29 protein-coding genes are annotated in these 25855 nt (G+C 47.6%); all 29 read right to left on the bottom strand.

Annotated elements, in window-relative coordinates; genetic code table 11:
- Positions 1-37: 37 nt before the first annotated feature.
- A complete protein-coding gene (locus tag MHZ92_RS07290; RefSeq protein WP_239431243.1) occupies positions 38-1027 on the bottom strand; it encodes a rod shape-determining protein in 990 nt (329 codons plus the stop codon).
- Positions 1028-1394: 367 nt separating this feature from the next.
- Complete coding sequence (locus tag MHZ92_RS07285; protein ID WP_239430942.1) at positions 1395-1664, bottom strand: sporulation transcriptional regulator SpoIIID; 270 nt, start codon at positions 1662-1664, stop codon at positions 1395-1397.
- Between the two features lie 264 nt (positions 1665-1928).
- Positions 1929-2579, bottom strand: a complete 651-nt coding sequence (locus MHZ92_RS07280) for a M23 family metallopeptidase (RefSeq protein ID WP_239430941.1) — start codon at positions 2577-2579, stop codon at positions 1929-1931.
- Between the two features lie 10 nt (positions 2580-2589).
- Positions 2590-3558, bottom strand: coding sequence for a stage II sporulation protein D (spoIID, locus tag MHZ92_RS07275; RefSeq protein ID WP_239430940.1), 969 nt, complete (start codon positions 3556-3558; stop codon positions 2590-2592).
- Between the two features lie 72 nt (positions 3559-3630).
- Positions 3631-4932 carry a UDP-N-acetylglucosamine 1-carboxyvinyltransferase gene (murA, locus tag MHZ92_RS07270; RefSeq protein ID WP_239430939.1) on the bottom strand — a complete coding sequence of 434 codons (1302 nt, stop codon included), beginning with the start codon at positions 4930-4932 and terminating at the stop codon, positions 3631-3633.
- A 382-nt stretch (positions 4933-5314) separates the two neighbouring features.
- The gene (locus tag MHZ92_RS07265) at positions 5315-5551 is read right to left on the bottom strand and encodes a DUF1146 family protein (RefSeq protein WP_239430938.1); all 237 of its coding nucleotides are present in this window, start codon (positions 5549-5551) and stop codon (positions 5315-5317) included.
- A 335-nt stretch (positions 5552-5886) separates the two neighbouring features.
- The gene (locus MHZ92_RS07260) at positions 5887-6288 is read right to left on the bottom strand and encodes a F0F1 ATP synthase subunit epsilon (protein WP_239430937.1); all 402 of its coding nucleotides are present in this window, start codon (positions 6286-6288) and stop codon (positions 5887-5889) included.
- Between the two features lie 24 nt (positions 6289-6312).
- Complete coding sequence (gene atpD, locus MHZ92_RS07255) at positions 6313-7728, bottom strand: F0F1 ATP synthase subunit beta (protein ID WP_239430936.1); 1416 nt, start codon at positions 7726-7728, stop codon at positions 6313-6315.
- 41 nt (positions 7729-7769) lie between these two features.
- Positions 7770-8627, bottom strand: a complete 858-nt coding sequence (atpG, locus tag MHZ92_RS07250; protein WP_239430935.1) for an ATP synthase F1 subunit gamma — start codon at positions 8625-8627, stop codon at positions 7770-7772.
- A 45-nt stretch (positions 8628-8672) separates the two neighbouring features.
- On the bottom strand, positions 8673-10184 hold the full coding sequence (atpA, locus tag MHZ92_RS07245) for a F0F1 ATP synthase subunit alpha (RefSeq protein ID WP_239430934.1): 1512 nt from the start codon (positions 10182-10184) through the stop codon (positions 8673-8675).
- A gap of 23 nt (positions 10185-10207) precedes the next feature.
- A complete protein-coding gene (locus MHZ92_RS07240) occupies positions 10208-10747 on the bottom strand; it encodes a F0F1 ATP synthase subunit delta (RefSeq protein ID WP_239430933.1) in 540 nt (179 codons plus the stop codon).
- Positions 10744-11271: a F0F1 ATP synthase subunit B gene (gene atpF / locus MHZ92_RS07235; protein WP_239431242.1), complete on the bottom strand. Its 528-nt coding sequence runs from the start codon at positions 11269-11271 to the stop codon at positions 10744-10746. Before atpF ends, MHZ92_RS07240 begins: the two co-directional genes overlap by 4 nt.
- Before the next feature lie 206 nt (positions 11272-11477).
- Complete coding sequence (atpE, locus tag MHZ92_RS07230; protein WP_239430932.1) at positions 11478-11702, bottom strand: F0F1 ATP synthase subunit C; 225 nt, start codon at positions 11700-11702, stop codon at positions 11478-11480.
- Positions 11703-11772: 70 nt separating this feature from the next.
- Positions 11773-12483, bottom strand: a complete 711-nt coding sequence (atpB, locus tag MHZ92_RS07225; protein WP_239430931.1) for a F0F1 ATP synthase subunit A — start codon at positions 12481-12483, stop codon at positions 11773-11775.
- A 29-nt stretch (positions 12484-12512) separates the two neighbouring features.
- Positions 12513-12887 (bottom strand): ATP synthase subunit I, encoded by a 375-nt coding sequence (locus tag MHZ92_RS07220; RefSeq protein ID WP_239430930.1) that lies wholly within the window; start codon positions 12885-12887, stop codon positions 12513-12515.
- A gap of 538 nt (positions 12888-13425) precedes the next feature.
- Positions 13426-14526: a non-hydrolyzing UDP-N-acetylglucosamine 2-epimerase gene (gene wecB / locus MHZ92_RS07215; protein ID WP_370644664.1), complete on the bottom strand. Its 1101-nt coding sequence runs from the start codon at positions 14524-14526 to the stop codon at positions 13426-13428.
- Positions 14527-14566: 40 nt separating this feature from the next.
- Positions 14567-15196: a uracil phosphoribosyltransferase gene (gene upp / locus MHZ92_RS07210; RefSeq protein ID WP_239430929.1), complete on the bottom strand. Its 630-nt coding sequence runs from the start codon at positions 15194-15196 to the stop codon at positions 14567-14569.
- A gap of 333 nt (positions 15197-15529) precedes the next feature.
- Positions 15530-15739 (bottom strand): hypothetical protein, encoded by a 210-nt coding sequence (locus tag MHZ92_RS07205; protein WP_239430928.1) that lies wholly within the window; start codon positions 15737-15739, stop codon positions 15530-15532.
- Between the two features lie 42 nt (positions 15740-15781).
- Positions 15782-17035 (bottom strand): serine hydroxymethyltransferase, encoded by a 1254-nt coding sequence (glyA, locus tag MHZ92_RS07200; RefSeq protein ID WP_239430927.1) that lies wholly within the window; start codon positions 17033-17035, stop codon positions 15782-15784.
- A 140-nt stretch (positions 17036-17175) separates the two neighbouring features.
- Positions 17176-17742: a TIGR01440 family protein gene (locus tag MHZ92_RS07195; RefSeq protein ID WP_239430926.1), complete on the bottom strand. Its 567-nt coding sequence runs from the start codon at positions 17740-17742 to the stop codon at positions 17176-17178.
- 17 nt (positions 17743-17759) lie between these two features.
- Positions 17760-18197: a ribose 5-phosphate isomerase B gene (gene rpiB, locus MHZ92_RS07190; RefSeq protein ID WP_239430925.1), complete on the bottom strand. Its 438-nt coding sequence runs from the start codon at positions 18195-18197 to the stop codon at positions 17760-17762.
- A gap of 120 nt (positions 18198-18317) precedes the next feature.
- Positions 18318-19598 carry a methyl-accepting chemotaxis protein gene (locus MHZ92_RS07185; RefSeq protein ID WP_239430924.1) on the bottom strand — a complete coding sequence of 427 codons (1281 nt, stop codon included), beginning with the start codon at positions 19596-19598 and terminating at the stop codon, positions 18318-18320.
- Entirely contained in the window at positions 19595-20041 is a 447-nt protein-coding gene (locus tag MHZ92_RS07180; RefSeq protein WP_239430923.1) for a low molecular weight protein arginine phosphatase, read from the bottom strand. Before MHZ92_RS07180 ends, MHZ92_RS07185 begins: the two co-directional genes overlap by 4 nt.
- Positions 20042-20100: 59 nt before the next feature.
- Positions 20101-20601, bottom strand: coding sequence for a manganese efflux pump MntP (locus tag MHZ92_RS07175; protein WP_239430922.1), 501 nt, complete (start codon positions 20599-20601; stop codon positions 20101-20103).
- A 68-nt stretch (positions 20602-20669) separates the two neighbouring features.
- Positions 20670-21698, bottom strand: a complete 1029-nt coding sequence (locus tag MHZ92_RS07170) for an L-threonylcarbamoyladenylate synthase (RefSeq protein WP_239430921.1) — start codon at positions 21696-21698, stop codon at positions 20670-20672.
- Between the two features lie 61 nt (positions 21699-21759).
- On the bottom strand, positions 21760-22323 hold the full coding sequence (locus MHZ92_RS07165) for a stage II sporulation protein R (RefSeq protein WP_239430920.1): 564 nt from the start codon (positions 22321-22323) through the stop codon (positions 21760-21762).
- A 43-nt stretch (positions 22324-22366) separates the two neighbouring features.
- Complete coding sequence (prmC, locus tag MHZ92_RS07160) at positions 22367-23212, bottom strand: peptide chain release factor N(5)-glutamine methyltransferase (protein ID WP_239430919.1); 846 nt, start codon at positions 23210-23212, stop codon at positions 22367-22369.
- A complete protein-coding gene (prfA, locus tag MHZ92_RS07155; RefSeq protein WP_239430918.1) occupies positions 23205-24281 on the bottom strand; it encodes a peptide chain release factor 1 in 1077 nt (358 codons plus the stop codon). The genes prmC and prfA overlap by 8 nt, the downstream gene beginning before the upstream one ends.
- 446 nt (positions 24282-24727) lie before the next feature.
- Positions 24728-25663 (bottom strand): nuclease-related domain-containing protein, encoded by a 936-nt coding sequence (locus MHZ92_RS07150; RefSeq protein ID WP_239430917.1) that lies wholly within the window; start codon positions 25661-25663, stop codon positions 24728-24730.
- Positions 25664-25855 lie beyond the last annotated feature (192 nt).

Below are 25855 nucleotides of genomic sequence, written 5' to 3'. Positions count from 1 at the left end.
TCTTTATTGTAACGATTTCAGATGAATTCAATGATTATTATCGGGCTGTTTTGCTAATGTTTTCGAGAAGGATTCCCGTTCCGATCGCCACACAGCTGAGAGGATTGTCCGAAATGAATACCGGAACTCTCAATTCTTCCGCAAGCAGATGGTCGATGCCGTGTAGTAATGCGCCGCCGCCCGTAAGGAAAACGCCTCGATCGATAATGTCCGCGGATAGTTCAGGTGGCGTTTTCTCCAATACGTTCTTTGCGGATTGGATGATCATGCCGATTGATTCGTTAAGTGCTTCCCTGACTTCTTCGGAGGTGATTGTGATCGTGCGTGGAAGTCCAGTGACCATATCTCGGCCACGGATATCCATCTGTTCTTTCCGCCCTCCTGGAAAAACGGTTGCGATTTCTTTTTTAATTGTCTCCGCCGTCCGTTCCCCAATGAGCAATTTATGTTTTCGTTTAATCGATTGAATGATGTCATTGTCAAACATGTCGCCTGCCGCCTTGATCGATTCGGAAGTAACGATATCCCCCATCGATAGCACCGCGACGTCTGTTGTTCCGCCCCCGATATCGATGACCATGTTTCCACTTGGCTGGAAGATGTCCATGCCGGCGCCGATTGCAGCAACTTTCGGTTCTTCTTCAAGATACACTTTTTTGCCGCCGGATTTTTCTGCCGCGTCTTGGATCGCTTTCTGCTCGACACTCGTAATGTTCGTCGGGCAGCAGACGAGGATGCGCGGCTTCGATAAGAATCCTTTGACATTCAATTTATTTATAAAGTGACGGAGCATCATTTCCGTTACGTCAAAATCAGCGATAACCCCATCTTTCATCGGACGGATGGCAACGATATTGCCCGGCGTCCTTCCAACCATTTTACTCGCTTCTGTCCCAACCGCCAATACTTTGTTTGTATGTTTGTCGATCGCAACGACTGCTGGCTCGTCCAAAACGATGCCTTTCCCTTTTACGTGAATCAACACATTCGCAGTTCCAAGATCGATCCCGATATCTTTTGCAAACATTAATCCCGTTTCCCCTTCCAACTGCAGTTCGAACTGCATACTCACCTAACTATAGATTGTACCATAATGACCCATTAATGAACATAAAGATTGACAGGAATTTTGCATTTTTTCATACAGTAATTTAAGCCGTGTGGAAAGGTGTCGAATGGGGGATATTTACAGGGGTTTTGAGGAAGTTGTAATACGGTCAAACATTTTAATATAGTGCTTTTTCATTCCATTCTAAAAGACATAGGTAGATTCATAACACATTTCCTTCTGGAATTCTCCATTTTTCAATGTAATGCGACTGGTTTTTACCCATGCGAAAAGACAGGGTATCCGCCTTCCTATAAGGAGGGTCGATGGGCCCCGTCTATTCCCGTCATGTGTTGCGGGCTTTCTTATTTTCATTCATCCATTTCATCCGTGTTGCTTCACCGCCTCTTAAATGTCTGACAGACTTATGATAGGCAAGTATTTTGGCGACTTCTTCAGACAACTCCACATCCACATTCGGCAGCCGCTCGGTCAAATCCTTATGGACCGTGCTTTTGGAGTAGCCCGTCGTTTTCGCCAGCGCCCTTACGGTAAGTCCAGTGTCCAGCAACATTTTGCCGAGGCGCACGCATCGCCTCCGAATTTGCTCGTGCACGCCCTCTTCCTTTCCTGTCAGCTCCGTTTCTTCCTTTATCGTATGCGGTTGGGAGTGGGTTTATGTCAAAGGTGGATTGAGGGAACGTTTTTATTCTTTTGTTGTATGGGGAGTGGGTGATCTTGGAGCGTGGGATGATGGGATGCTTTGGGCGTGGGACATTCCGCTTTGAGCGCGGGGCCTCTCCATCTCATTCAGCTACCATTTTTACGCGATTCATAAACTAAAAACAGCCACTCTCTCAACGGAGAATGGCTGTTTTGATTAGAAACCTAGGAATGTGCGCGGGTTGACAGGGACGCCGTCTTTGTGCACTTCGAAGTGCAAGTGTGTGCCGGCTTTGGCATTCCATTCGTTGCTTGTGGCTGTGCCGAGTGATTGTCCTTGAATGACTTCGTCGCCTTCTTTGACGAGGATGCCGGTTAAGGAGCTGTACTTTGTTGTCAATCCGTTAGCATGTTCGATCGTGACTTCGCTGCCTTGGAATTGGTCGATCACGACTTCTTTGACGGTTCCGCTGAGGGCTGCGACGACTTCAAATGGTTGGCCTTCCATTGAGATCGAGACGCCTTTATTGGTCAAATACGTTTGGTTGAAGACGAGGAGTGCGTTTTCGCGTGTCTCTTCATCTGCTTCTGCATCATAGTACTCTTGTATAATGGCTACGTTGTCTAAATGATCCTCGTTGAATGGGTATTTGAGTACTTCGTTTGCAGCGTTCGTTTCAACAATTGGCTCGTTCGGATCGTTTGCTACGTCAGCTGTTTCGGTGTCATTTTGGATGAAAGCGTTATAGCCCCAAATCATACCGACGAAGACGATTGCAATTCCAGCGTAGATGGCTGGCCAGAACCATCTATTCTTCTTTTGACTCTTATTCTTCTGAGAAGGGAATTTCGGTTTTTCTTCTCGCATTGTCATCACCTCACTTGCTATTGTTTGCAAGTGTTGGTGATTTTAAACATTCTGATTCATCTACTTCGAATTTTTTTATTGTTGTGCCTGAATAATAGTAGGTGACGATGTTTTCAGCAGTCCATCCTTTCTGGGCAAAGGCTTCTGCGCCGTATTGGCTCATGCCGACGCCATGCCCGTATCCCTTCGTTGTAATGAGGACGATTTCGTTGGTGACGTCGTAGGCGATGTCAAAATCTGTGGAGGCGAGGCCGAGTGCTTCGCGCATTTCTCGCCCGCTCATTTCGAAGTCCTTGGATACCGCTCTTTGTACGCGCCCCGTTTGATTGCGGACGAGTTTGAGGCTTTTGAAGCGATCCGCTTTCCAGCTGGAACCGAGCGCTTCATTCCACTCCGAAATGGGCATTTCAACGAGCCTTTCGAATTCCGCCGTGATGCCCTCTTCTCCTGGGCTTTCCACGCTTTGCAAGTACGGAATCGAGTTTCCGCCGTAGTTTTGAGCGGTTTCCGTCTTGCCGTTCGATGTGGAAAAAAACATCGCGGTAATCATTTCGTCGCCATAGACGATAATGTCCCCCGTCGTTGTTGCGACAATTTCACGAAGCCTTTTTTCGTTCTCCTTGAACTTATTGCCCCAGCGTTCCTTCCGTTCAGCTGCAGTTTTGTACACTTGCGCGGAGACGGTCGCCTCGATCGGCTTCTTGCCACCATCCGTCGTCTGAAGTACATATGTCCGAGCCGCAATCGCTTGTGCCCTTAAGGCTTCGTCGTGGAAGTCGATCGGCATTTCGCCCGCGACAACCCCAATGACGTACTCCTCAAGCGGCAAAGGCTTGTCCACCCCTTCCACAGTGATATAGATTGCGCAGGGATCTTCCATTGCTACGTTTTTTACTGGATCGACTGGTGTTTTCATGAGGATGGGAATGAAAAATAGTAGTACGATGAATAAAACGGCTAGTAGTTTGTCCATATTCATTCATATGTTGTAAGACTATAATTCATTCAAAAAAACTGCCTCCAGTTTGACGTGGAGGCAGTTGGTTATTCGTTACACAAGTTGTACTTCTGTTGCTGGTTTCTTTTCTTCAGAAGAAACGCGTTCAATGTCTGCGCCGAGCGCTTTTAATTTCTTATGGAAATCGACATAGCCTCGGTCTAAATGATCGAGTTCTGTGACGCGTGTGACGCCTTCTGCTACGAGACCCGCTAAAATGAGGGCTGCCGCCGCGCGCAAGTCCGTTGCTGCGACTTCGGCACCTTGTAGATTGGATGGACCTGAGATGATGACCGAGCGTCCTTCGATTTTAACGTTTGCGTTCATGCGACGGAATTCTTCGACGTGCATGAAGCGGTTTTCAAATACTGTTTCAGTTAGGACGCCTGTTCCGGATGCCGTTAGCATAAGCGCCATCATTTGCGATTGCATGTCTGTCGGGAATCCAGGATGCGGCATTGTTTTCAAGTCGACCGCTTTTAAAGGATGCTTCGCCTGAATGCGCAAGCCTTCGTCTAATTCAGTAATGATTACACCCATTTCACCAAGCTTTGAAATTAAGGCTGCGTTATGTTCAGGTACAGCGTTTTCGATTGTCACGTCACCGCCCGTAATCGCTGCAGCGACCATGAATGTACCCGCTTCGATGCGGTCTGGGATAATATGGTGGATTGTCCCGTGAAGTTTTTCAACGCCTTCGATACGAATAGCATCTGTTCCGGCACCGACCACTCGACCGCCCATTTCATTAATGAAGTTCGCCAAATCGACAATTTCCGGCTCTTTCGCCGCGTTTTCGATAATGGTTGTTCCTTTTGCAAGAGCAGCGGCTGTCATGATATTTTCCGTTGCGCCGACGCTCGGGAAGTCCAAATAGATTTTGGCACCTTTCAGGCCTTTTTCCGCTTTCGCTTCGACATGTCCATGTCCGAATGTAATCTCCGCGCCCATCGCTTCAAACCCTTTTAAGTGTTGGTCGATTGGCCGAGATCCGATGGCACATCCTCCAGGTAAAGCAACGCGTGCAAAACCGTTGCGCGCTAATAATGGTCCCATCACCAAGATTGACGCACGCATTTTACGTACATATTCAAAATGAGCTTCGCTTGCAAGCGGTTCAGATGAATCCATGATTACTTGCCCTTTTTCAGGATCATAATTGACTTTGGCGTTTAAGCTTTTGACTACTTCGTTGATCGTGGAGACATCCGAAAGGTTAGGTACGTCACGTATGATGTTAGGACCTTCCGATGCGAGCAATGCAGCGGCCAAGATCGGCAATACTGCATTTTTTGCGCCTTCTACACGCACGTTGCCGTGAAGAACGCGTCCACCGTTAATTATTATTTTGTCCACAAAAAGCCCCTCCGACTCAAAAATTTATACTGTTTGGATCATATTTTCTTTTGATTTTTTTCATCATAAATTAAACATAAAAACACATACTATTCTACAACGCTCTACATTATTAAACAAGTTACTACAGAGCTATTTTCCCGTCTATCTCCAAAGATAGTCTATAATATGTACCCATATGTCGATTTGTGTTCTTTCTTAGGTAGGCGAGTGAAATGTTACTTATGTAATTCCCACAAGTAATTGGAAATTAAACATTTATTTACTTCATGCCATCGCCCCGTGTACATCGTGATATGTACACGCGGAGATGGCATGGATTCAGTGGCAGGGTGGCGGCGGGATGGCTGTCTAACTATACCCAAAATTCAGTCGAGCAAACTTAGTTGAATAAAGTGGGGATGCGTCCTGACCAATAGGATATGTCTAAAAAGAAATTTGATACAGTCGAACCGATCGCAAAACTCAATAAAATAAAGAGGATTTGCGCTTGAAATACGTGGTTCTTTTTGATGATTTTTTCCGGCATGACCGATTGCAATGCATAAAAAGTTAAGCCGATGAAAAATATATGTGAGACGATGGCTAGCATCGGGTTGTGTGCAAAGACATCATTCATCGGATTGTCTCCTTTTTGAAAACTGAATTTATCGAGCGTGAAAAAATGCGTTTATGAGCACGCAACCAAGGTTTACGGGCGCAGTTCTTTGATTTACGAGCGCACTACCTGGGTTTACGGGCGCGATTCATTGATTTTTGAGCGCAGAACCGACGTTTATGAGCGCGATTCATTGATTTATGAGCGCACTAACAAGGTTTATGGGCGCAGATCATTGATTTACGAACGCACTCGATACAAAAAGGTACCGTAAATTGGCTCTAGTAGATAACATTTCCAATCAAAAAATGCGGGCAGAAGAAAGACTCCCTCTGCCCGCCAACTTGTCACATCTATTATTTCTGTTCGTAAACGTTGATACGGTTGGTGGCTCGTCTGAGGGCGAGTTCTGCCAACTGTGCTTCAAGTTTGTCTGTTTTGGCTTGTAGTTGTTCTTCCGCACGTTTCGCTGCACGCTGAGCGCGAGCGATGTCGATGTCGGAAGCCAGTTCAGCTTGTTGAGCTAGAACGGTAACAACATCCGGACGAACTTCGATGAACCCGCCATGAACGGCGACATTTACAGTCGAGTTGTCTTTTTTCAGGCGAAGGGCACCGATCTGAAGTGGTGCAACCATTGCGATATGGCCCGGAAGGATTCCGATTTCACCAGTTTCCGTTGCCGCAATCACCATATCCGCCTCAGTTTCACTAACAGGTCCGTCGGGAGTGACGATATTGACTTTAATTGTCTTCATTTGTTTCCCTCCTGATCCTGTAGATTATACTTCTACGCCCATGCCTTTTGCTTTTTCGATAACTTCTTCGATACGTCCGACGAGACGGAATGCATCTTCTGGAAGGTGGTCATAGCGGCCTTCCAAGATTTCTTTGAAGCCTTTGACCGTTTCAGCTACAGGCACGTAAGAACCTTTTTGGCCTGTGAACTGCTCGGCAACGTGGAAGTTTTGCGATAGGAAGAATTGAATGCGGCGTGCGCGTCCTACGACAAGTTTGTCGTCTTCTCCAAGCTCATCCATACCGAGGATTGCGATGATATCCTGTAGTTCACGGTAACGTTGCAGCGTTGATTGGACTTGACGTGCCACTTCGTAGTGCTCTTCGCCAACGATTTCAGGGCTAAGTGCGCGTGAAGTGGAAGCAAGTGGGTCAACCGCTGGGTAGATACCCATTTCAGAAAGTTTACGCTCTAGGTTCGTCGTTGCGTCCAAGTGAGCGAAAGTCGTAGCCGGAGCCGGGTCCGTATAGTCATCGGCTGGTACGTAGATCGCTTGGATCGATGTAACAGAACCTACGTTAGTTGAAGTGATACGCTCTTGCAGCTGACCCATCTCTGTTGCAAGTGTCGGTTGGTAACCAACGGCAGATGGCATACGGCCAAGAAGTGCGGATACTTCAGAACCTGCTTGTGTAAAGCGGAAGATGTTGTCAATGAACAATAGAACGTCCGCGCCTTGTTCGTCACGGAAATATTCTGCCATTGTCAAACCAGTCAAAGCAACACGCATACGTGCGCCAGGCGGCTCGTTCATTTGTCCGAATACCATCGCCGTTTTGTTAATAACGCCGGAATCCGTCATTTCATAGAACAAGTCGTTCCCTTCACGTGTACGCTCACCAACACCTGCGAATACGGAAATACCACCGTGTTCTTGCGCGATGTTGTTGATCAATTCCTGGATAAGAACGGTCTTACCTACACCGGCACCCCCGAAGAGGCCGATTTTACCACCTTTAATGTATGGTGCAAGCAAGTCGACAACTTTGATACCTGTTTCAAGGATTTCAACTTCTGTTGAAAGGTTTTCGAATTGTGGAGCGAGACGGTGAATCGGGTCGCGGCGTTCGGATGCCGGAATTTCCTCTCCAAGGTCAATTTTCTCTCCAAGTACGTTGAATACGCGTCCAAGTGTCACGTTTCCGACTGGAACTGAGATAGGTGCGCCTGTGTTTTCGACAACAGCACCACGTTGGAGGCCATCTGTAGATGACATCGCAATCGTACGTACTGCATCGTCTCCGAGGTGGAGTGCAACTTCAAGCGTCAACGTTTCTGGTTCTGCGTTCGGACGTTGGATTTGGACCTTCAAAGCATTATAGATCTCTGGAAGTTGACCGTTTTCGAATTTAACGTCAACGACCGGACCTGTAACTTGAAGTATTTTTCCGTTACTCATGCTTATCCCTCCTGTCTTACTTTTCCCGTTCAAAATATCTATTATTCGAGAGCGGCGACTCCGCCGACGATTTCTGTAATTTCTTGCGTAATTGCTGCTTGACGTGCACGGTTGAATTGAAGACTCAATGAATCGATCAACTCTCCTGCATTATCCGTAGCAGTCTTCATCGCTGTCATACTGGAAGCATGTTCGCTCGCTTTTCCATCAAGCACTGCTCCGTAGATGAGGCTTTCCGCGTATTGCGGAAGAAGCGTTTCAAGAATCGCTTCCGCGGAAGGCTCAAACTCATACGATACAAGCGCTGACGCTGATGAAAGGTCGGTGAGCGGAAGCAATTTTCGTTCCGTCACTTCACTGGAGATGGCGGAGATGTAGTGACTGTAATATAAGTACACTTCATCAAATTCGCCTTCTGTGAACATGCCAACAGCCCGGTTCGCGATGTCTTTTATTTCATCGAAAGAAGGGTGGTCGGATACACCGACAAGGCTTTCAACGACGTTATAGCCAAGGCGGTTGAAAAACTCAAGCCCTTTGCGGCCGATCGCGACGATTTTTACTTCGTCCTTCGATGTATGACGTTGTTCCATCGCCCGTCTCGCAGTTCTGAAGATGTTACTGTTGTAACCTCCAACGAGTCCGCGGTCAGATGATACGATGATATAGCCTGTCTTCTTCACGGGGCGATTCACGAGCATCGGATGCCCGGAGTCGGTCGTTGCGCTTGCGATGGCGCCGACAACTTCCTCAATTTTATCCATGTATGGGACGAACGCTTTCGCATTCAATTCCGCACGGCTCAATTTGGAGGCTGACACCATTTGCATCGCTTTCGTGATCTGACTCGTCTTCTTTGTCGATTTAATACGGTTTTCAATATCGCGTAATGATACCACTGGCAATTCACCACCTTATTGTTTAGTTAAGTCAGTATCCTTGAATCAAGACTCAGACGGTACGAAGTTCTTTTTGAATGCGTTGATTGCATCTTTCATCACTTCATCAGACGGAAGGTCTTTTGTCGTACGGATATGATCATACACTTCAGTGTGGTTCGATTCGAGCCAGCTTGTGATTTCACTTTCGAAGCGAAGGATATCATGCACGGCTACATCGTCAAGAAGTCCACGAGTCAACGCGTACAGGATGACGACTTGGTATTCGACTTTCAGCGGGTTGTTCAAGTCTTGTTTCAATACTTCAACTGTGCGCGCACCGCGGTCAAGTTTCGCTTTTGTCGCTGGGTCAAGGTCGGAACCGAATTGCGCGAACGCTTCAAGTTCACGGTATGCTGCAAGGTCAAGACGGAGTGTACCCGCAACCTTTTTCATCGCTTTGATTTGCGCGGAACCACCTACACGGGATACGGAAAGACCGGCGTTGATCGCTGGACGTACACCCGAGAAGAAGAGATCCGACTGCAAGAAGATTTGACCATCTGTGATGGAAATAACGTTCGTTGGAATGTAAGCAGAGATATCTCCGGCTTGTGTTTCAACGAATGGAAGAGCAGTGATAGAACCTGCGCCTAATGTATCGTTCAACTTCGCTGCACGCTCGAGTAGACGGGAGTGCAAGTAGAATACGTCACCAGGGTAAGCTTCACGGCCTGGAGGACGGCGAAGTAGCAAGGAAAGTTCACGGTAAGCAGCAGCTTGTTTAGAAAGGTCATCATAAACAACAAGGACGTGCTTGCCTTGGAACATGAATTCTTCAGCCATCGTTACACCTGTATATGGTGCTAGGTATAGCAAAGGAGCTGGTTGTGATGCAGATGCAGTTACAACGATCGTATAGTCGAGTGCTCCGTGTTTACGAAGAGTCTCAACAACTCCACGAACTGTCGATTCTTTTTGTCCGATTGCGACATAGATACAAATCATGTCTTGGTCTGCTTGGTTCAGAATTGTATCGATTGCGACAGTCGTTTTACCTGTTTGACGGTCACCGATGATCAATTCACGCTGTCCACGGCCGATCGGTACAAGCGCATCGATCGCCTTAATGCCTGTTTGCAATGGCTCATGAACGGATTTACGCGCCATGACGCCTTGTGCAGGACTTTCAATTGGACGAGTTTTTGTCGTTGCGATTGGACCTAATCCATCTACCGGCAAGCCGAGTGAATTCACGACGCGTCCAATCAGTTCCTCACCGACAGGAACTTCCATAATACGGCCAGTTCGACGTACTTCATCGCCTTCTTTGATCTCTGTGTATGGTCCAAGGATAACGATACCTACGTTGTTCGCTTCCAAGTTTTGCGCCATACCCATGACACCATTGGAGAACTCAAGAAGCTCTCCGGCCATGACGTTGTCGAGGCCATGAGCAAGAGCAATACCGTCACCGATTCTGATAACCGTACCGACTTCGCTTACTTCCATCTCAGACTGATAGTTTTCAATCTGCTGCTTTATCAGCGTGCTGATTTCTTCAGCTTTGATGCTCATGTATGTCACCCCTCAATTTCAAATTAGGATCCGATCAATTTACGTTGCAGTTTTTCAAGCTTCGCGCTCAAGCTGCTGTCGTAAATTTGATTGCCGATTTGGAGACGGACGCCTCCGATCAAGCTTGGATCGATGATATTTTCAATTCGTAATGATTGTTTACCGACTTTTCTCGCGAATGCTGCCGAAATGGCATTTGTCTCCTGCTCCGTCAATGGACGAGTTGAGAAAACTTTCGCTTCTGCGACTCCCGCAGCATCATCTGCAAGATTAAGGAATTCATCAAAGATATTTTGAGCTTCGTCCGTGCGTTTCGCATCAAGCAATACGTTTAACGTATTCAATACGAGTGGGTTCAAGCCTTTGAAAACATCCGCGATCATTTCCTTCTTTTTTGCCAACGATAACTTCGGAGAGCCTATTAATTCACTAAGGCCTTTATTGTCACGGAAAACCTTTTTCAATTCTTTCATTTCTTCCTGAATTGCACCGGTTTGTCCGTGTTGTTGAGCGAGTTCAAACAATGCGGAGGCATAGCGTTTTGCTACGACCGAATTACTCATCGGCCTTCGCCTGCCTTCACAATCGTTTCTTCAATCAAAGCACGGTTGTCTTCCTCGGAGATTTCTTTACCAAGAACTTTAGATGCCGCCAAGATTGAAAGCGAAACGAATTCTTCGCGGACAGCTGCAACAGCCTTTTCTCTCTCTGTCGCGATTTCAAGCGTCGCAGATTCTTTCATCCGGTTCACTTCTGCACGCGCTGCTGCGATCAGCTCTTCACGTTGTGTTTCACCTTGCTTACGAGCATTTTCAACAATCGATTGTGCGTTGTCACGCGCTTCTTTCAAAAGGGCACGTTGCTCTTCCAGAAGCTTTTGAGATTCCAAGCGGCTGTTTTCAGCTGCTTCGATTTCATTAGCGATTAATTCAGCACGTTGATTCATCACGCCCATAAGTGGTCCCCATGCGAACTTCTTGAGTAGAAGCATGAGAAGTGAGAAGAAAATAACTGTGACGATGATGTCACCAAGATTCAATCTTTGGTTCAAGGCCGCTAAAAATCCTGCGTCAGCGTTTGCCGACAATAGGATGAAGGTATTTCCAAACACGATTGTTTCACTCCCTTCAAGAGCTCATATCAAATTTCGATATTGTTCAATATTGTATAGAAAGAATGTCATTCTTAATTTTCAACTTCAAATTGCTATTTCAAACGTCAGTCGTACATAAATGAATGGCGAAGGGCATAGCAATGCGTTGCAGTCTTCGCCATTTTAAATTTTTCTATCGATTATTGGTTCATGACGATGAACGCGATAACTGTCGCGATGATCGGAAGGGCCTCAACTAACGCTACCCCGATGAACATTGTTGTTTGAAGCATACCGCGTGCTTCTGGTTGACGCGCGATACCTTCAACTGTTTTTGCAACGATCAAACCGTTACCAATACCTGCTCCAAGTGCACCAAGACCAACTGCTAGTGCTGCTGCTAATAGACCAACTGAACCTACCATAGTGTAATATCCTCCTAAAATTTCATATATTTTGGTGTTGTTTATCAACCCTAGTTAGGGCAATATATGTTTAATGGTCTGATGAGACTTTATGAGACATATAGACCATCGTTAACATAACGAAGATGAAAGCCTGGATCGACCCGATAAAGACTGAGAATCCTAACCAAGCGATTGCCGGAATTGCTGCTCCAATTAATCCGAAGATCGAAGAAGCTCCGAGACCCGCGAGAAGTCCGATCAGGATCTCCCCTGCGAAAATGTTACCGTAAAGACGTAGACCGAGTGTCAATGTGTTCGCAAACTCTTCGATAACTTTAAGTGGTGCTAGGAATGGCATCGGTTGAAGGTATGTTTTGAAGTACCCTTTCGTCCCGAGTTGTTTCACGCCATAATAATGGGTTAACACAACGACCATCGAAGCGAGCGTTAATGTAATGACAGGATCCGCTGTCGGTGATTTCCACCAAAGCTCATGATCCCAAACGATTGCAAACGGCAATCCGAGCATATTTGCAACGAAAACGAACATGATCAAGGTGATGCCGAGTACGTGGAAACGGCCACCATCTTTCCAGTCCATATTGTTCTTGATGATCCCTTTGACGAAATCCATGACCCATTCCATGAAGTTCTGCATGCCAGTCGGTTTCATTTGCAAATTACGCGTCGCAATGAAGGCAATAAGGAAAACGACAAGACATGTAACAAAGAGCATGAGGATGTTAGACGGGTTAAAGCTTAATCCGAGAAATTCAAAAGACGGATTATCATGGTTCACGTTTCGTTCACCTCCCTTATGCGAGACAGTTAGTACTGCTTTACGTGGACTACAATTCTGTCGACTAGCAACAGAACGTATGGAATCATCAATCCAATCACAGTAGCGATCAGATTGAATTTTTCCGGCATCGACAACGCAATGGCTGCCGCAGCCACGCCGGAAGCGAATCGCAAAACGGTTCCTCCGACTGACTTTGTTTCTTTCCCTTCCAAAATCTTTTGATCAAACCTTTCCATTCTACGGACAAGAATAAAGAAATTATACAGTCCGAACATAGAACCTAGGATCAATCCCCCGAAAACTGTTTTAAACTCAGTAAAAGCCCATCCGATGACGAACAGTGCGAGCAAAAGGATAACTGCTTTTTTTTGCCGATTAAAGATTTGTCGCAATGTATGCATGATGGGTGATTCTCCTGATTCGTATTTTCCGGGTCTAATTTCGAAAGCGGGGTTGTGTACAAAGGCGATGCCAAACGATGTAGGTCGTTTCCCTCATTAGGGCTTGTACTGATAGAGACTCCGAATAAGGTCGGAACCTATAATTGTAATTGAATCGCCGTATAACTAACCACCAGGTAGCGTTGCCATTGAGCCACGCTCATGGGGGTGCTGAAGAACGACGTCCAGTGAAGGATGATAGAGTTGCCAAAAGCTTATAGCTAAGGCTGTTTTATATGTATGAATCCCTATCATTCTTACCCTTTGTAAGCATACAATAGGGGCATTTTGATGTCAATTGATTCCCGTGAAATTATTCACATAGTCCGTTCATTGTCAAATAATCGACATATTTGTACAGTCAAATATTTTACAATGGAAAAGTGAGGGATTTCCCTCAGTTTAATCCGATGAAAAAATCCCTCACTGGCGCGGTTTCACGTGCTTTTTCAACAAATGTGCATTCATTGTTCAACATGCACAAACGTTTCACTTCATTTTAGTTCATTGAGGAAAGATATTCCTTTAATGCGCTGACGATCCGTTCGGAAGCGTGACCGTCACCGTAAGGATTCGATGCCTTCGCCATTGCGCTATACTCCGCTTCGTCGGATAGAAGTGCATCTGTCAAGTTGAAGATCGTGTCCTCGTCTGTTCCGGCAAGCTTCAATGTACCTGCCGCAATGCCTTCCGGACGCTCCGTCGTGTCGCGGAGGACGATGACCGGTTTACCGAGTGACGGTGCTTCCTCTTGGATGCCGCCTGAATCGGTCAAGATGATATGCGACCGTGCAGCAAAGTTGTGGAAATCGACGACTTCGAGTGGTTCGATCAAATGCACTCGGTTGTTGTTGCCAAGTATTTCGTCCGCAACTTCTCGCACGGCAGGATTCATATGAACCGGATAGATGACTTGCGTGTCCGGATGCTTGTCGAGGATCCGATTGATGGCTCGGAACATATTACGCATCGGCTCGCCTAAGTTTTCGCGGCGGTGCGCAGTGAGAAGGATGAGCCGGTCGTCGCCGATCTCGTCAAGGATCGGATGGTTGTAGTCGTCTTTCACAGTCGTATGAAGCGCATCGATCGCTGTATTCCCCGTAATGTAAATCCGGTCTTCCGGCTTTCCTTCATTTAATAGGTTTTGCGCGGACTTTTCAGTCGGCGAGAAATGAAGGTCGGCCAGGACGCCTGTGAGCTGGCGGTTCATTTCCTCCGGCCACGGGGAGAATTTGTCCCATGTACGAAGTCCTGCTTCGACATGGCCGACCGCTATTTTATTGTAAAACGCGGCGAGGCTGCCGATGAATGTCGTCGATGTGTCGCCATGGACGAGCACGATGTCGGGCTGCGCCTTTTTCATAATTTCGTCGAGCCCTTCTAATCCGCGGGTTGCGACATCAATGAGTGTCTGCCGGTTTTTCATAATGTTGAGATCATAATCTGGTGTGATGTTGAATGCATGTAAGACTTGGTCGAGCATTTCGCGATGCTGCGCAGTAACCGTAACGATCGACTCGATTTCGTCTGGATGCTTTTGGAGCTCGAGTACGAGCGGCGCCATTTTAATCGCTTCCGGCCGCGTACCGAAGATCGTCATCACTTTCCATTTCTGTTTCAATCCATTCACGCCTTCCCCATTATTTTGTTCCAAATAGGCGGTCTCCTGCGTCACCAAGTCCTGGAACGATATATCCGTGTTCGTTCAATTTCTCATCTAATGCAGCAATATACACGTCGACGTCTGGATGTGCATCCGTGAATACCTTCACGCCTTCAGGAGCTGCAATTAGGCACATGAAGCGGATGTTGACCGCACCACGTTTTTTCAATGAATTCACTGCTTCGACAGCTGTGCCCCCTGTTGCGAGCATCGGGTCGACGAGAATGAATTCACGTTCCGATACGTCGGAAGGAAGCTTCACGAAATATTCATGCGGTTGGAGAGTTTCTGGGTCACGGAACAAGCCGATATGTCCGACTTTCGCCGCAGGAATCAAGTTCAAAATGCCATCGACCATGCCGATGCCTGCACGAAGGATGGGTACGATCCCAATTTTTTTGCCTGCCAACACTTTTGATTTCGCAGTCTGGACCGGTGTTTCCACTTCGACTTCAGTCAAGGGAAGGTCGCGGGTGATCTCATACGCCATCAACGTCGCCACTTCGTCGACGAGCTCGCGGAACTCCTTCGTTCCCGTATTCACGTCACGGATGTGCGTCAATTTATGTTGGATGAGCGGGTGATCAAATACATGTACTTTTGCCATTGCTAAATCGCTCCTTTTCGGAATGTCTTGTACATTATAACAGAAACATATCAGTTACTACATTGCGGAATGCGGATAATGTCAGTTATGCGTGAAAAACGGTTTTTATGCTGATTTGTGGCGGTTTATGCGTCGAAATTCTGAGTTATGCGTTGATTTTGCAATTTATGCGGATTTGGCTGTGTTTATGCGTGGGAATCGCGAATTATGCGCATTTTTGGTCGTTTATGCGTGGGAATCGCGAATTATGCGTATTTCTAGCCGTTTTATGCGTGGCCGCGGACTTGTATGGATACATAGGCGCTTTCCGTCGCGCTAGATGCTTTTGACAAATTAAATGAACTTCTTTCGGGCGGCTTTGTGATGGGACGAAGGTCCCGAAATGAGCAAAACTTGCTCTAACATGCGCATAACTCCTTTGAACTCGCTCATAATTCGCAAAAACTCGATCATTACTCCGCCGAAATCGCGCATAACTGGCCCGAACTCGCGCAAAATGAAAAGTCCATGCACGCATACTCGTCCTAAGTATCCCCAATCCATAAAAAAATCCCCGTTCTCATAGAGAAAACGGGGTTGAATCAATTACGCATATAATGGGAAACGGTCTGTTAGTGCTTTGACACGCTCCGCTGCTTCTTTTTTCGCCGCTTCGTCTTCGTGGTTTTTCAAAAGGGTAGCGATGATGGAGCCAATCTCCTTCATTTCTTCCTCTTTGAAACCGCGTGTCGTAACAGCAGGTGTTCCGATACGGATGCCCGAAGTGACGAATGGGCTTTCCGTGTCGAATGGAATTGTGTTTTTATTAACAGTGATACCGACTTCGTCAAGGACGTGTTCAGCGATTTTGCCTGTGATGCCAAGTGATTTCAAGTTGACGAGCAACAAGTGGTTGTCCGTTCCGCCTGATACGATGTCGACGCCTTCAGCCATCAAAGATTCCGCAAGGGCAGCAGCATTTTTCTTCACTTGCTGGATATGCGATTTAAACTCAGGCTTTTGCGCTTCGCCGAATGCAACCGCTTTTGCAGCGATGACGTGCATCAATGGACCGCCTTGGATGCCAGGGAAGATCGTTTTGTCGATCTTTTTGCCGAATTCCTCAGCAAATTCCTCGTTCACGAGGATCAAGCCGCCACGTGGTCCGCGCAATGTTTTATGCGTCGTGGACGTGACGAAATGTGCGTGCGGCACTGGGTTCGGATGCTCGCCAACAGCGACGAGGCCAGCGATATGCGCCATGTCGACCATCAAGTATGCACCGACTTCGTCCGCAATTTCACGGAATTTCGCGAAGTCGATTTCGCGTGGATATGCGCTTGCGCCTGCAACGATCAGCTTCGGCTTGTGCTCGAGCGCTTTTTGGCGGACGTCTTCGTAATCGATACGCTCGTCCTCTTTGCTTACGCCGTATTCGACGAAATTGTACAGCTTACCTGAGAAGTTCACCGGGCTTCCGTGCGTCAAGTGACCGCCGTGGGAAAGGTTCATGCCGAGAACAGTGTCGCCCGGTTCAAGAACTGTGAAATAGACAGCCATGTTCGCTTGTGCACCAGAGTGGGCTTGCACGTTTGCGTATCCTGCGCCGAAAATTTCTTTTACACGGTCGCGCGCGATGTTTTCAACGACGTCTACGTGCTCGCATCCACCGTAATAACGCTTGCCTGGATAACCTTCAGCATATTTATTCGTCAAATAGGATCCTTGTGCTTCCATGACCGCTTCCGTCACGAAGTTTTCGGATGCAATCAATTCGATATTGGCGTTCTGACGGTTTTTTTCCGCCATAATCGCTTCGTATACTGCAGAATCTTCACGTTTCACATTGCTTAAGTCCATGATGCCATTTCCCCTTTTCTGAATTATATATCCGGATACAGGCGCCAAATAGACGATCAAACATACCCGGTGATTTTACGCAGCTGTTCATCAACCGGCTAGGCTGATGAATGCTTGCGGGCGCTTCCATTGAATAAAAGTCAGTCTTCTTCTACCGGCCGTACGTAGATCGCACGTTCCCCGCCGATCAGCTTCGGACGCGTCGTCGCGACAGTCACAATCGCATCCCCAATCTTGTCGATGGATGTGCGCAGTGGTACGGCGACGGGCTTCAGATGCATGCCGATCAATGTCTGGCCGATATCGATCCCTGCATGTGCACGGATGGACTCGACGACGACGGCATCTTCCAAATGCTCGAATGCATACGTCGACATCGATCCGCCCGCATGTATCGCAGGTATGACAGAGACGGTGTCGAGGTTCGCTTTTTCCGCTGCTTTGCGCTCGATCGTCAACGCACGGTTAATATGTTCGCAGCCTTGGAATGCTAGCTGCACGTCATGCTTCTTCGCAAATGCATGTAACGGTTCGAATAACGCTTCGGCGACTTCTAGTGCGCCGCCTGTCCCGATCCGTTTGCCCGCAATTTCGGACGTTGAGCAGCCTACGACGAAGTAGGATCCTGGTGTGAATGTTGTCTGCTCTCCCATTTCCGATAAAAGTTGTTCAAGTTGAAGCTTCCATAATTTCAATACATCATCCATTGTCTTGCTCACCTCGCTTAATTTTCGAGCTCCGACAATTTGGCGACGCGGCGCTCGTGGCGGCCGCCTTCGAATGAAGTGTCGAGCCATGCTGTCGCCACTTCCCTCGCCAGACCCGGTCCGATAACTCGTTCTCCCATGGCAAGGATATTCGAATCGTTATGCCCTCTCGTCGCCTTCGCACTGAAGACGTCGTGGACGAGCGCACAACGTATTCCTTTAACTTTATTCGCAGCGATCGACATGCCGATTCCTGTTCCACAAATGAGGATGCCCCGATCAAATTTCCCGCTGGCGACCCCGTCCGCTACAGGCTTGGCATAATCCGGATAATCGACCGAATCATCGGAATCCGGACCAAAATCTTCATAGTCCAATCCAAGTTCCGATAACAAGTCCATAATTTCATGGCGAAGACGATTGCCGCCATGATCCGAAGAGATTGCGATTTTCATTGCTTCCCCTCATTTCTTAATTCTTAATTTACTCACAAATGATTCTACCATTGTTCGACAAAAAAACACAGCCCTCGGGTGACTATTTCGGGCTGTGAAATGAATTAGATATCGATACCGTTATGTTCGATCAAACTGTTTGATTACTTGATACAAATCTTCGGATTGCTTTTTCAATTGATTTGCCATGATGTCCGTCTGCTCAATCGATTTCACTTGCTCGTCGGTTGCAGCTCGAACTTCTTGTGCACCCGCTGATGTTTGCTCCGCAATGGCTGCAACTTCTTGCGATTGCAGGGCCGTCGTTTCGATATTCGACAGCTGGTGTTCGACGAGCTCGGAAATTTTGACTACCGAATCGGCCATGCCGTTCACTTTCTCCGCCATCGCTTCGACGTTGCCGCTCGTTGCATCCGCACGGTCCGCTTCGTTTGCTGCGGTCTTCACTTGCTTTTCCATCTCTTTGACAACTTTCGAAACGTCCGATTGAATCATTTTGACGAGTTCGTCGATGCTATGTACCGCTTTCGCACTTTCATCCGCAAGTACTCGGACTTCCTCCGCAACGACCGCGAATCCTTTTCCGTGTTCCCCCGCACGAGCAGCTTCAATGGACGCGTTCAGTGCAAGCAAATTCGTCTGGCCGGCGATGCTGCCGACGAGCTGAACGATTTCGCCAATCTTTTGCGCATTTTGATCGAGTTCACGGATCGTACCAAGCGACTGCTCGCTTTGATTCGACATGTCTCGAATTCCTTTGACGAGCGTCCGGAACACTTCAGTCGTACGCTCCAGTTCCGCAAGCATCTCTTTCGATTGATCGGACGAATCTTCCGCACGCCTGCTCACTTCTGCAGCAAGCGTCCGTACGTCTTCAATCGCTTCGGCCGTTTCCTGAATCGCGACAGCTGAAGCTTCCGCACCCGAGGAGATTTCCATAATCGTCGTAGCGACTGCATCCGCCTGTGACGCTGCAATGCTTGTCTCACCCGATAATTTGTCGACCATTTTCGCGGTCTTCTCGAAATTCGTCTCGATTTCCGAGACAATTGTTCTCAAATTGACGACGAGCTGCTGGAACGCTTCCGCGACAGAACGGATTTCGTCCGAAGACTTCGGCAGTACAATGTCTTTGCCAATCTTCCCGTCCGCCACTTCGATTGCCGCCTTCTCCAAATTTTGCAGCGGCTTCGTCAAGATCGTGCTGAACAAGGCCGCCAAGATGCCTGACCAAATGATCCCCAATGCATATGTACTAATTTCAAAAACGAACGGCTCAATGTTTGGAAAGAACTCCGGTCCGATATAGTTAATGAATACCGCACTCGTTGAATACGTAATAATTGCAAGCACCGTTACGAATAACACCATTTTTTTGCGCAACCCAAATTTCCTCTTCATGCCCCATCCTCCGTCAGCTTCATCTTCAACTGCTCAATCAACCTACGCAATTCATCGAATGTCGTCCGGTAGGTAGCCAAGTTGCCACCGTACGGATCGTGCACATCCCCGACATCCCCGGGTGTCACATACTCTTTCAATGTAAATGTTTTCTTTTCAACTTCCGGGAATGAATGAAGCAGAATTGCCTTATGCGATGCAGTCATCGTCAATACGAGATCCGCCCAAGCTAGATCCTCTTCCGTCACCGAATGCGACACACTTGTATATGGCATGTCCGATTCTTCGATAAGCGTCTGGGCGTTTTTTGAAATCGGCATTCCATCAATTGCACTCACACCAGCCGAACGGACCGCGACGCCTTCAATCGCCTTCGCACGAAGAATCGCCTCGGCCATCGGACTTCTGCATGTATTCCCTGTACAAATAAAATAAATATTCATTCATCATCACCTACCTTTAGAATACTTGATAACCGTGAAGAAAGGAATAGATAATTTCATCAAAAACATGACATTATCCCCAAGGCGACAAGTGCCAACCCCGAAATCCACCGAAGCAGCTTGCCGTTTTTGATGTTTAACATTCTTCCATAATAAAGCGCAAGGCAGGAAAAGACGAACGACAGGAAACCAGAGGCGAAGATAAACAGCATTTTATTCATATGAAGCATGCCGAACGAAACGCTGACCGAAAATGTGTCGAGACTGATGGCAATTGCAATGATGGACGGATGGAGCTGTTGTTGCAGCGCACTGCTGTCATCATCTTGCAGGAGCATATGGATGCCGATCAACGCGAGTAATACGCCTGACAATAAATTGCTCCATACTGAAAAAAGATTGGCGGACCAATCCCCCATCATGAAACCGAGGAAAGGGAGCGCCATATTCAAAAACGCTATCCATAGGGCGAGGGGTAGCCTATTTTTCCGTAGCCGTAGCAACGATAATACAACAACAATATCGATTGTCGTAATACTTGCAGCGATAATTTCCAACAATGAATTGACCTCCCAACTTCCGCATCCATCCATCTTATGCGCTCGTTTAGGAGGTCATTCATACCCTATTATCGGTTGAACCGCTTTCCGTCCGCCGCCTTCAGGAGCCGGTTCATGACAGCGGCACCGACGCCTTCAAAATTGGTCCCGGCGGCAAGGATAAGATCGGCTTCGGTCAAATCACATTGCCGGATCGCCCCGTATAAATTCACCGCCATCGCGTCATTGTCATGGAGAGGTCCGACCGGGAAGTACCAGTCAGCCTCTCCGATATCAAACTCATTAGGACCGATGACGGCAACCCGTTTCCCTTCAGCGTGGAGTTGTCGCACTGCATCCCGGATGACCGCTTCATCCGGCTCGATGACGAAAAGTGGCGACTCGGGTGCGTAATGCATATATTTCATACCTGGAGCTTTCGGCGCTTCTTCACCCGCTGACTTGCTTTCCGCCGTAACAGGACCGATTACATCCTCGATCATCTCGCGCGTCACACCGCCGGGGCGCAAAATCGCTGGCGGGTCGACCGTCATGTCAATCACGGTCGATTCGACGCCGACGCCAGTCCTTCCGCCGTCGACGATGAGCGGGATCCGCCCTTGCAAATCGGTCATAACATGAAGTGCTTCTGTCGGGCTCGGCTTTCCGCTTCGGTTTGCACTCGGTGCGGCAAGCGGCCCGCCTAGCGTCTGTAGTAATGTGAGCGCGACAGGATGGTCGGGCATCCGTATACCGACCGTTTCGAAACCAGGCGTAACATTTTCCGCAATAACGCCAGGCCTTTTATGGAAGACGAGCGTCAACGGGCCCGGCCAAAATGCGTCCATGAGACGTTTCGCATTTTCCGGCACATTGACCGCATATTTATCCACATCTTCTTTATTGCCAATATGTACGATGAGCGGGTTGTCGGACGGGCGCCCTTTCGCTTCGAATATCCGTTGCACGGCGCGGGCATCCGTCGCAAGCGCACCAAGACCGTAAACCGTTTCGGTCGGGAACGCGACAACGCCTCCGTCTTTCAATATATCCACAGCCTGTTGATAACTTTTTGAGTTATCCATATCGTTATCCACTGAAACGATTTCAGTTTCCACGTTGCAAACCCCCATTTATACACAATTCCATCCACTTATCCACAGTTACTAGTGGATAACTTCAATCAAACCATGACTTTATCCACTCCCAAATGAAGAAAGTAACTTTTTCATCCTCCGCTTTTTCCACATCTTTATCGGGAAAACAGACCTTCGGGAATAAAGAACACCACCAATTGTCGCCACGCCCGCTGCCAATCGTCAATATATAAGCGTCATAGGGAGCTTGCGGCGTAATGACGAAGCCCGAACGCTTCGGCGGAAACAGTGCCGCCTTTCTTTCAAATCGAACGTCTTGCCCGTCCGCCATCGATTGAGCAGTCTCTAAAATTGTCGCTTCAATCGCTTTTAAATTATCCACAATCTCAGACTTTGATTCTGCCTGCGCAATTGCTTGATTAATCATCGGCTCGATGACTAACTGGATTTCTTCTTTTAACTTCTGGTCCGCAGGCGCATTTGAATGCGACAGGATCCGAAATCTGATCTCTTCATCCTGCTCCGCCTGCCCTGAAAATAACAGTAACGCGGACTGAATGAGGAAAAGCACGAGAATGAACTCAATAACAGCCATGAAACTATCTATTCTTCCTACTGGTTTGCTAATTTCATAGTCTTGCAACATATCGATCCCCTCCTGACATCATTGTCACCAAGGAGAGGACGATTTATTCACCAATCTCACAAAATATCATTCGGTCTTTTCCGTTTACGTCTTTCATTATCGAAACTCGAGCATCAGGAAACGCCTTTTGGAACAGTTCGCTTACCTCCGGGCCTTGAAGGTAACCTATTTCAACGCCGATGAGGGATTGTTCGCTCATGAGCAGCGGCAATTTTTTTGCGAGCTGTTTGTAGAAGAAAAGCCCGTCATCATCCGCAAACAATGCACTATGCGGCTCGAAATCGAGCACTGTCGTCGACATCTCTTTTGACTCTTCCCATGCAATATAAGGCGGGTTCGATAGGACGACATCCCACTTCTCCCCTTCAATCGGCTCGGTCATATTCCCTTGCCTGAAATCGATGTCGACGCCGTTCCGTTTTGCATTCCGTTTCGCAACGTCGAGTGCCGCTTCACTAATGTCGGTCGCCGTGACGAGTGCATCTGGCCTTTCTTTTTTGAAGGCAATCGCGATCGCGCCGCTCCCTGTACCGATATCCGCCACGCGGAATGTAGGAAACTTTCGACTATGTTCAAGAGCGCCGAATACGAGCTCCTCTGTTTCAGGTCGTGGGATAAGAACATGTTCATTTACTTCGAATGACAGTCCGTAAAACTGTTCGGTTCCGATAATATGCTGAACGGGTTTCCCTGTGAGCAGCTCTTCGGTTTTATTCCAGAAAGCGGTTTGCTGTTCGGTTGTAAGCGGCTCACGTAAATCCGCGAGTAATGCTGCGCTGGATTTTTCTGTGACATGCTCCATGAGCAATTGTGCGGCATGGGTGTCCAAGTTTTTCGATTCGAGAAGGGATTTCGCTTTTTTTAAAGCTTCATAGATTTTTTCAGTCATGTTGCTCCAAGCTTTCCAATCGTCTTGCCTGGTCCTCGACGATGAGAGCGTCGATTACTTCGTCGAGCTTCCCTTCGATGATCTGGTCGAGTTTTTGGATCGTGAGCCCGATCCGGTGGTCCGTCACGCGGTTTTGCGGGAAGTTATATGTGCGGATCCGCTCAGAACGGTCGCCTGTCCCGACGGCGGATTTCCGCTTTTCGTCGTATTCGGCTTGCGCCTCCTGCATGAATTTGTCGTAGATGCGTGCACGGAGGACTTTCATCGCTTTCTCTTTGTTTTTGATTTGCGATTTTTCATCCTGACACGATACGGTGATGCCTGTCGGCAAGTGCGTCAGGCGGACAGCAGACATCGTCGTGTTGACGGATTGCCCACCTGGTCCGGAAGACGCGAACGTGTCGGTACGGATATCTTTCTCGTGGATTTCGATTTCAACTTCCTCCGCTTCCGGAAGAACCGCGACAGTGGCCGTCGATGTATGGATACGGCCGCCCGATTCCGTTTCCGGCACGCGCTGTACGCGATGTGCGCCGTTTTCATATTTCAATTTTGAATAGGCGCCGCTGCCGTTAATCATGAAGATGATTTCTTTAAACCCGCCGAGTTCGGTCGGCGAGGAATCCATCACTTCGACTTTCCAATGATTCATTTCCGCAAATCGGCTGTACATTCGATACAAGTTGCCCGCGAACAACGCGGCTTCGTCGCCGCCCGCCGCGCCACGGATTTCCATTATGACGTTTTTGTCGTCGTTCGGATCTTTCGGAACGAGCAGCAATTTCAATCTCGCTTCGAGCGCTTCGATCTGATCATCAAGTTCCGCGAGCTCCATTTTGACGAGCTCCTTCATTTCATCATCCAACGGTTCTTCAAGCATTTGTTTCGCATTGTTGTACTGGGTCGTCGCACTTTTATATTCACGGTACGCATCGACCGTATCCTGCAAGTCGGACTGCTCCTTCGAATACGTCCGCAGCTTCGTCATATCACTCACAATATCCGGATCGCTCAGCAATTCATTCAATCGCTCATACCGATCCTCCACGGCTTGCAGCCTATCAAACATAATCATTGCACCTCTTTGTTTACAGTCTCTTTTGTATGTTTATTGTACGGGAATAAGGCGATGAAATACAGTGATTTCTTCAGGGGGAGTGGTTTTTGGAGTAGGCGGAGTGGGTGCAATTGCTTCGGGCGACTTTGCCGACTCTTCAGGCGCGGGGGCCTATGTTTCGGGCGCCAGTGCCGACTCTTCGGGCGCGAAGGCCTATACTTCGGGCGCCGGTGCCGGCTCTTCGGGCGCGGAGGATGATGCTTCGGGCGCGGAGGACGATGCTTCGGGCGCCAGTGCCGACTCTTCGGGCGCGGATGACTTTACTTCGGGCGCAATTGCCGATACTTCGGGCGCCAGGCGGTCGGCTTTGAGCGCGGGACTACAATCTTAATACGAGCGGCGAAAGGCAAAGTATGGCGCGATTAAAAAAACGCTTTATGGTCAAAGCGCTTATATAATCACCTTATATAAAATGCAGTTCTGTGAGCACCTTTCATGATGAGACCCGACTTCTTCAGGATTCTTTTAGCTACATCCGGATCTTGAATACCGGAAAATGACCGAAATTGGCGATTGGTGATACTGCTGTCCATTAGATAGAACCAATCGTCGAGAAGAGCCAGATGACAATCTACAGAACTATAAGAACAGCCGGGACATTGCCATTTCATGAGGTTCCACTTCATCCCAGTGCGTTTGCATGCTGGACAATAAACTCCTGTAATTATATTTTCTTTTTCTATCTTCAACGTCTTTGTCAAAGGAAATGGGTTGTACTCCTGGTGTGAGTCAACAAAGTCGCGTGCAATTTTATTGATTTTAGTTCTACTTAATTTTTCTTCTGTAATTTCCATGTTATACAGCCTTATCGGAATTTCATGTGTGAATAAAATTTCAACTCTTGTTTCTTCTTCAATAAATAATTCGTTAGTATAGGCAAGTCCTATCATTCCTTGAATGGGAATATCAATTCCTCTCTCCTTTAGCCATCTGTCCATGAAAATCATTTTACGATCCAATTCCGTGATGGGGCTTTGGATAATCTTCCTTTCACCTTTGATTTCTTGGATGAATTGCGTTGGATTTGCTTTGACGGTGAGTTTTCCGCCAAGATTTTTAATTTCAAAGATGAGAATTTTATCTGGCAGAATTAGTACGGAATCCATTTGAAAATAAATACCGTTTTGTAGGAGGCAAATATCATGGAGTAAGGCAAATGGATAGGTTGGGCGGAATTCGTTTATATGCTTGTCAAAATTTAATTCACCACTGAATCCAGCTTTTCTCCTTCTGAGATCTTCCTCAATTATTGCGTATTGTTTGTGGTTGGTAGGCAGCCGGTCGGTTAATGCTTGCAAACCTAGCAAGGATAATGGTTCGCTCCGTTTTTTCATTAGCATGTCATCACCTCACAAACATTGTAGCAGTTAGTGAGTTTTCTAATATTGGCGGAAATTTAAATTCGACCCCAATATGCGATTTAAAATTTTGTTTTGGTGCAGAATGCGGGTTAAAAATAAAATTTTTAATTTCCAATCAGTCGTTTTGAACGCATGGCGGCTCCGTTTAAGTACGGGAGCCGCGGC

The sequence above is a fragment of the Sporosarcina sp. ACRSL genome (assembly GCF_022346605.1).
Taxonomy (GTDB): Bacteria; Bacillota; Bacilli; order Bacillales_A; family Planococcaceae; genus Sporosarcina.
The sequence above is the reverse complement of the archived record's forward strand: the minus strand, read 5'-3'. Positions and strand labels throughout refer to the sequence as shown.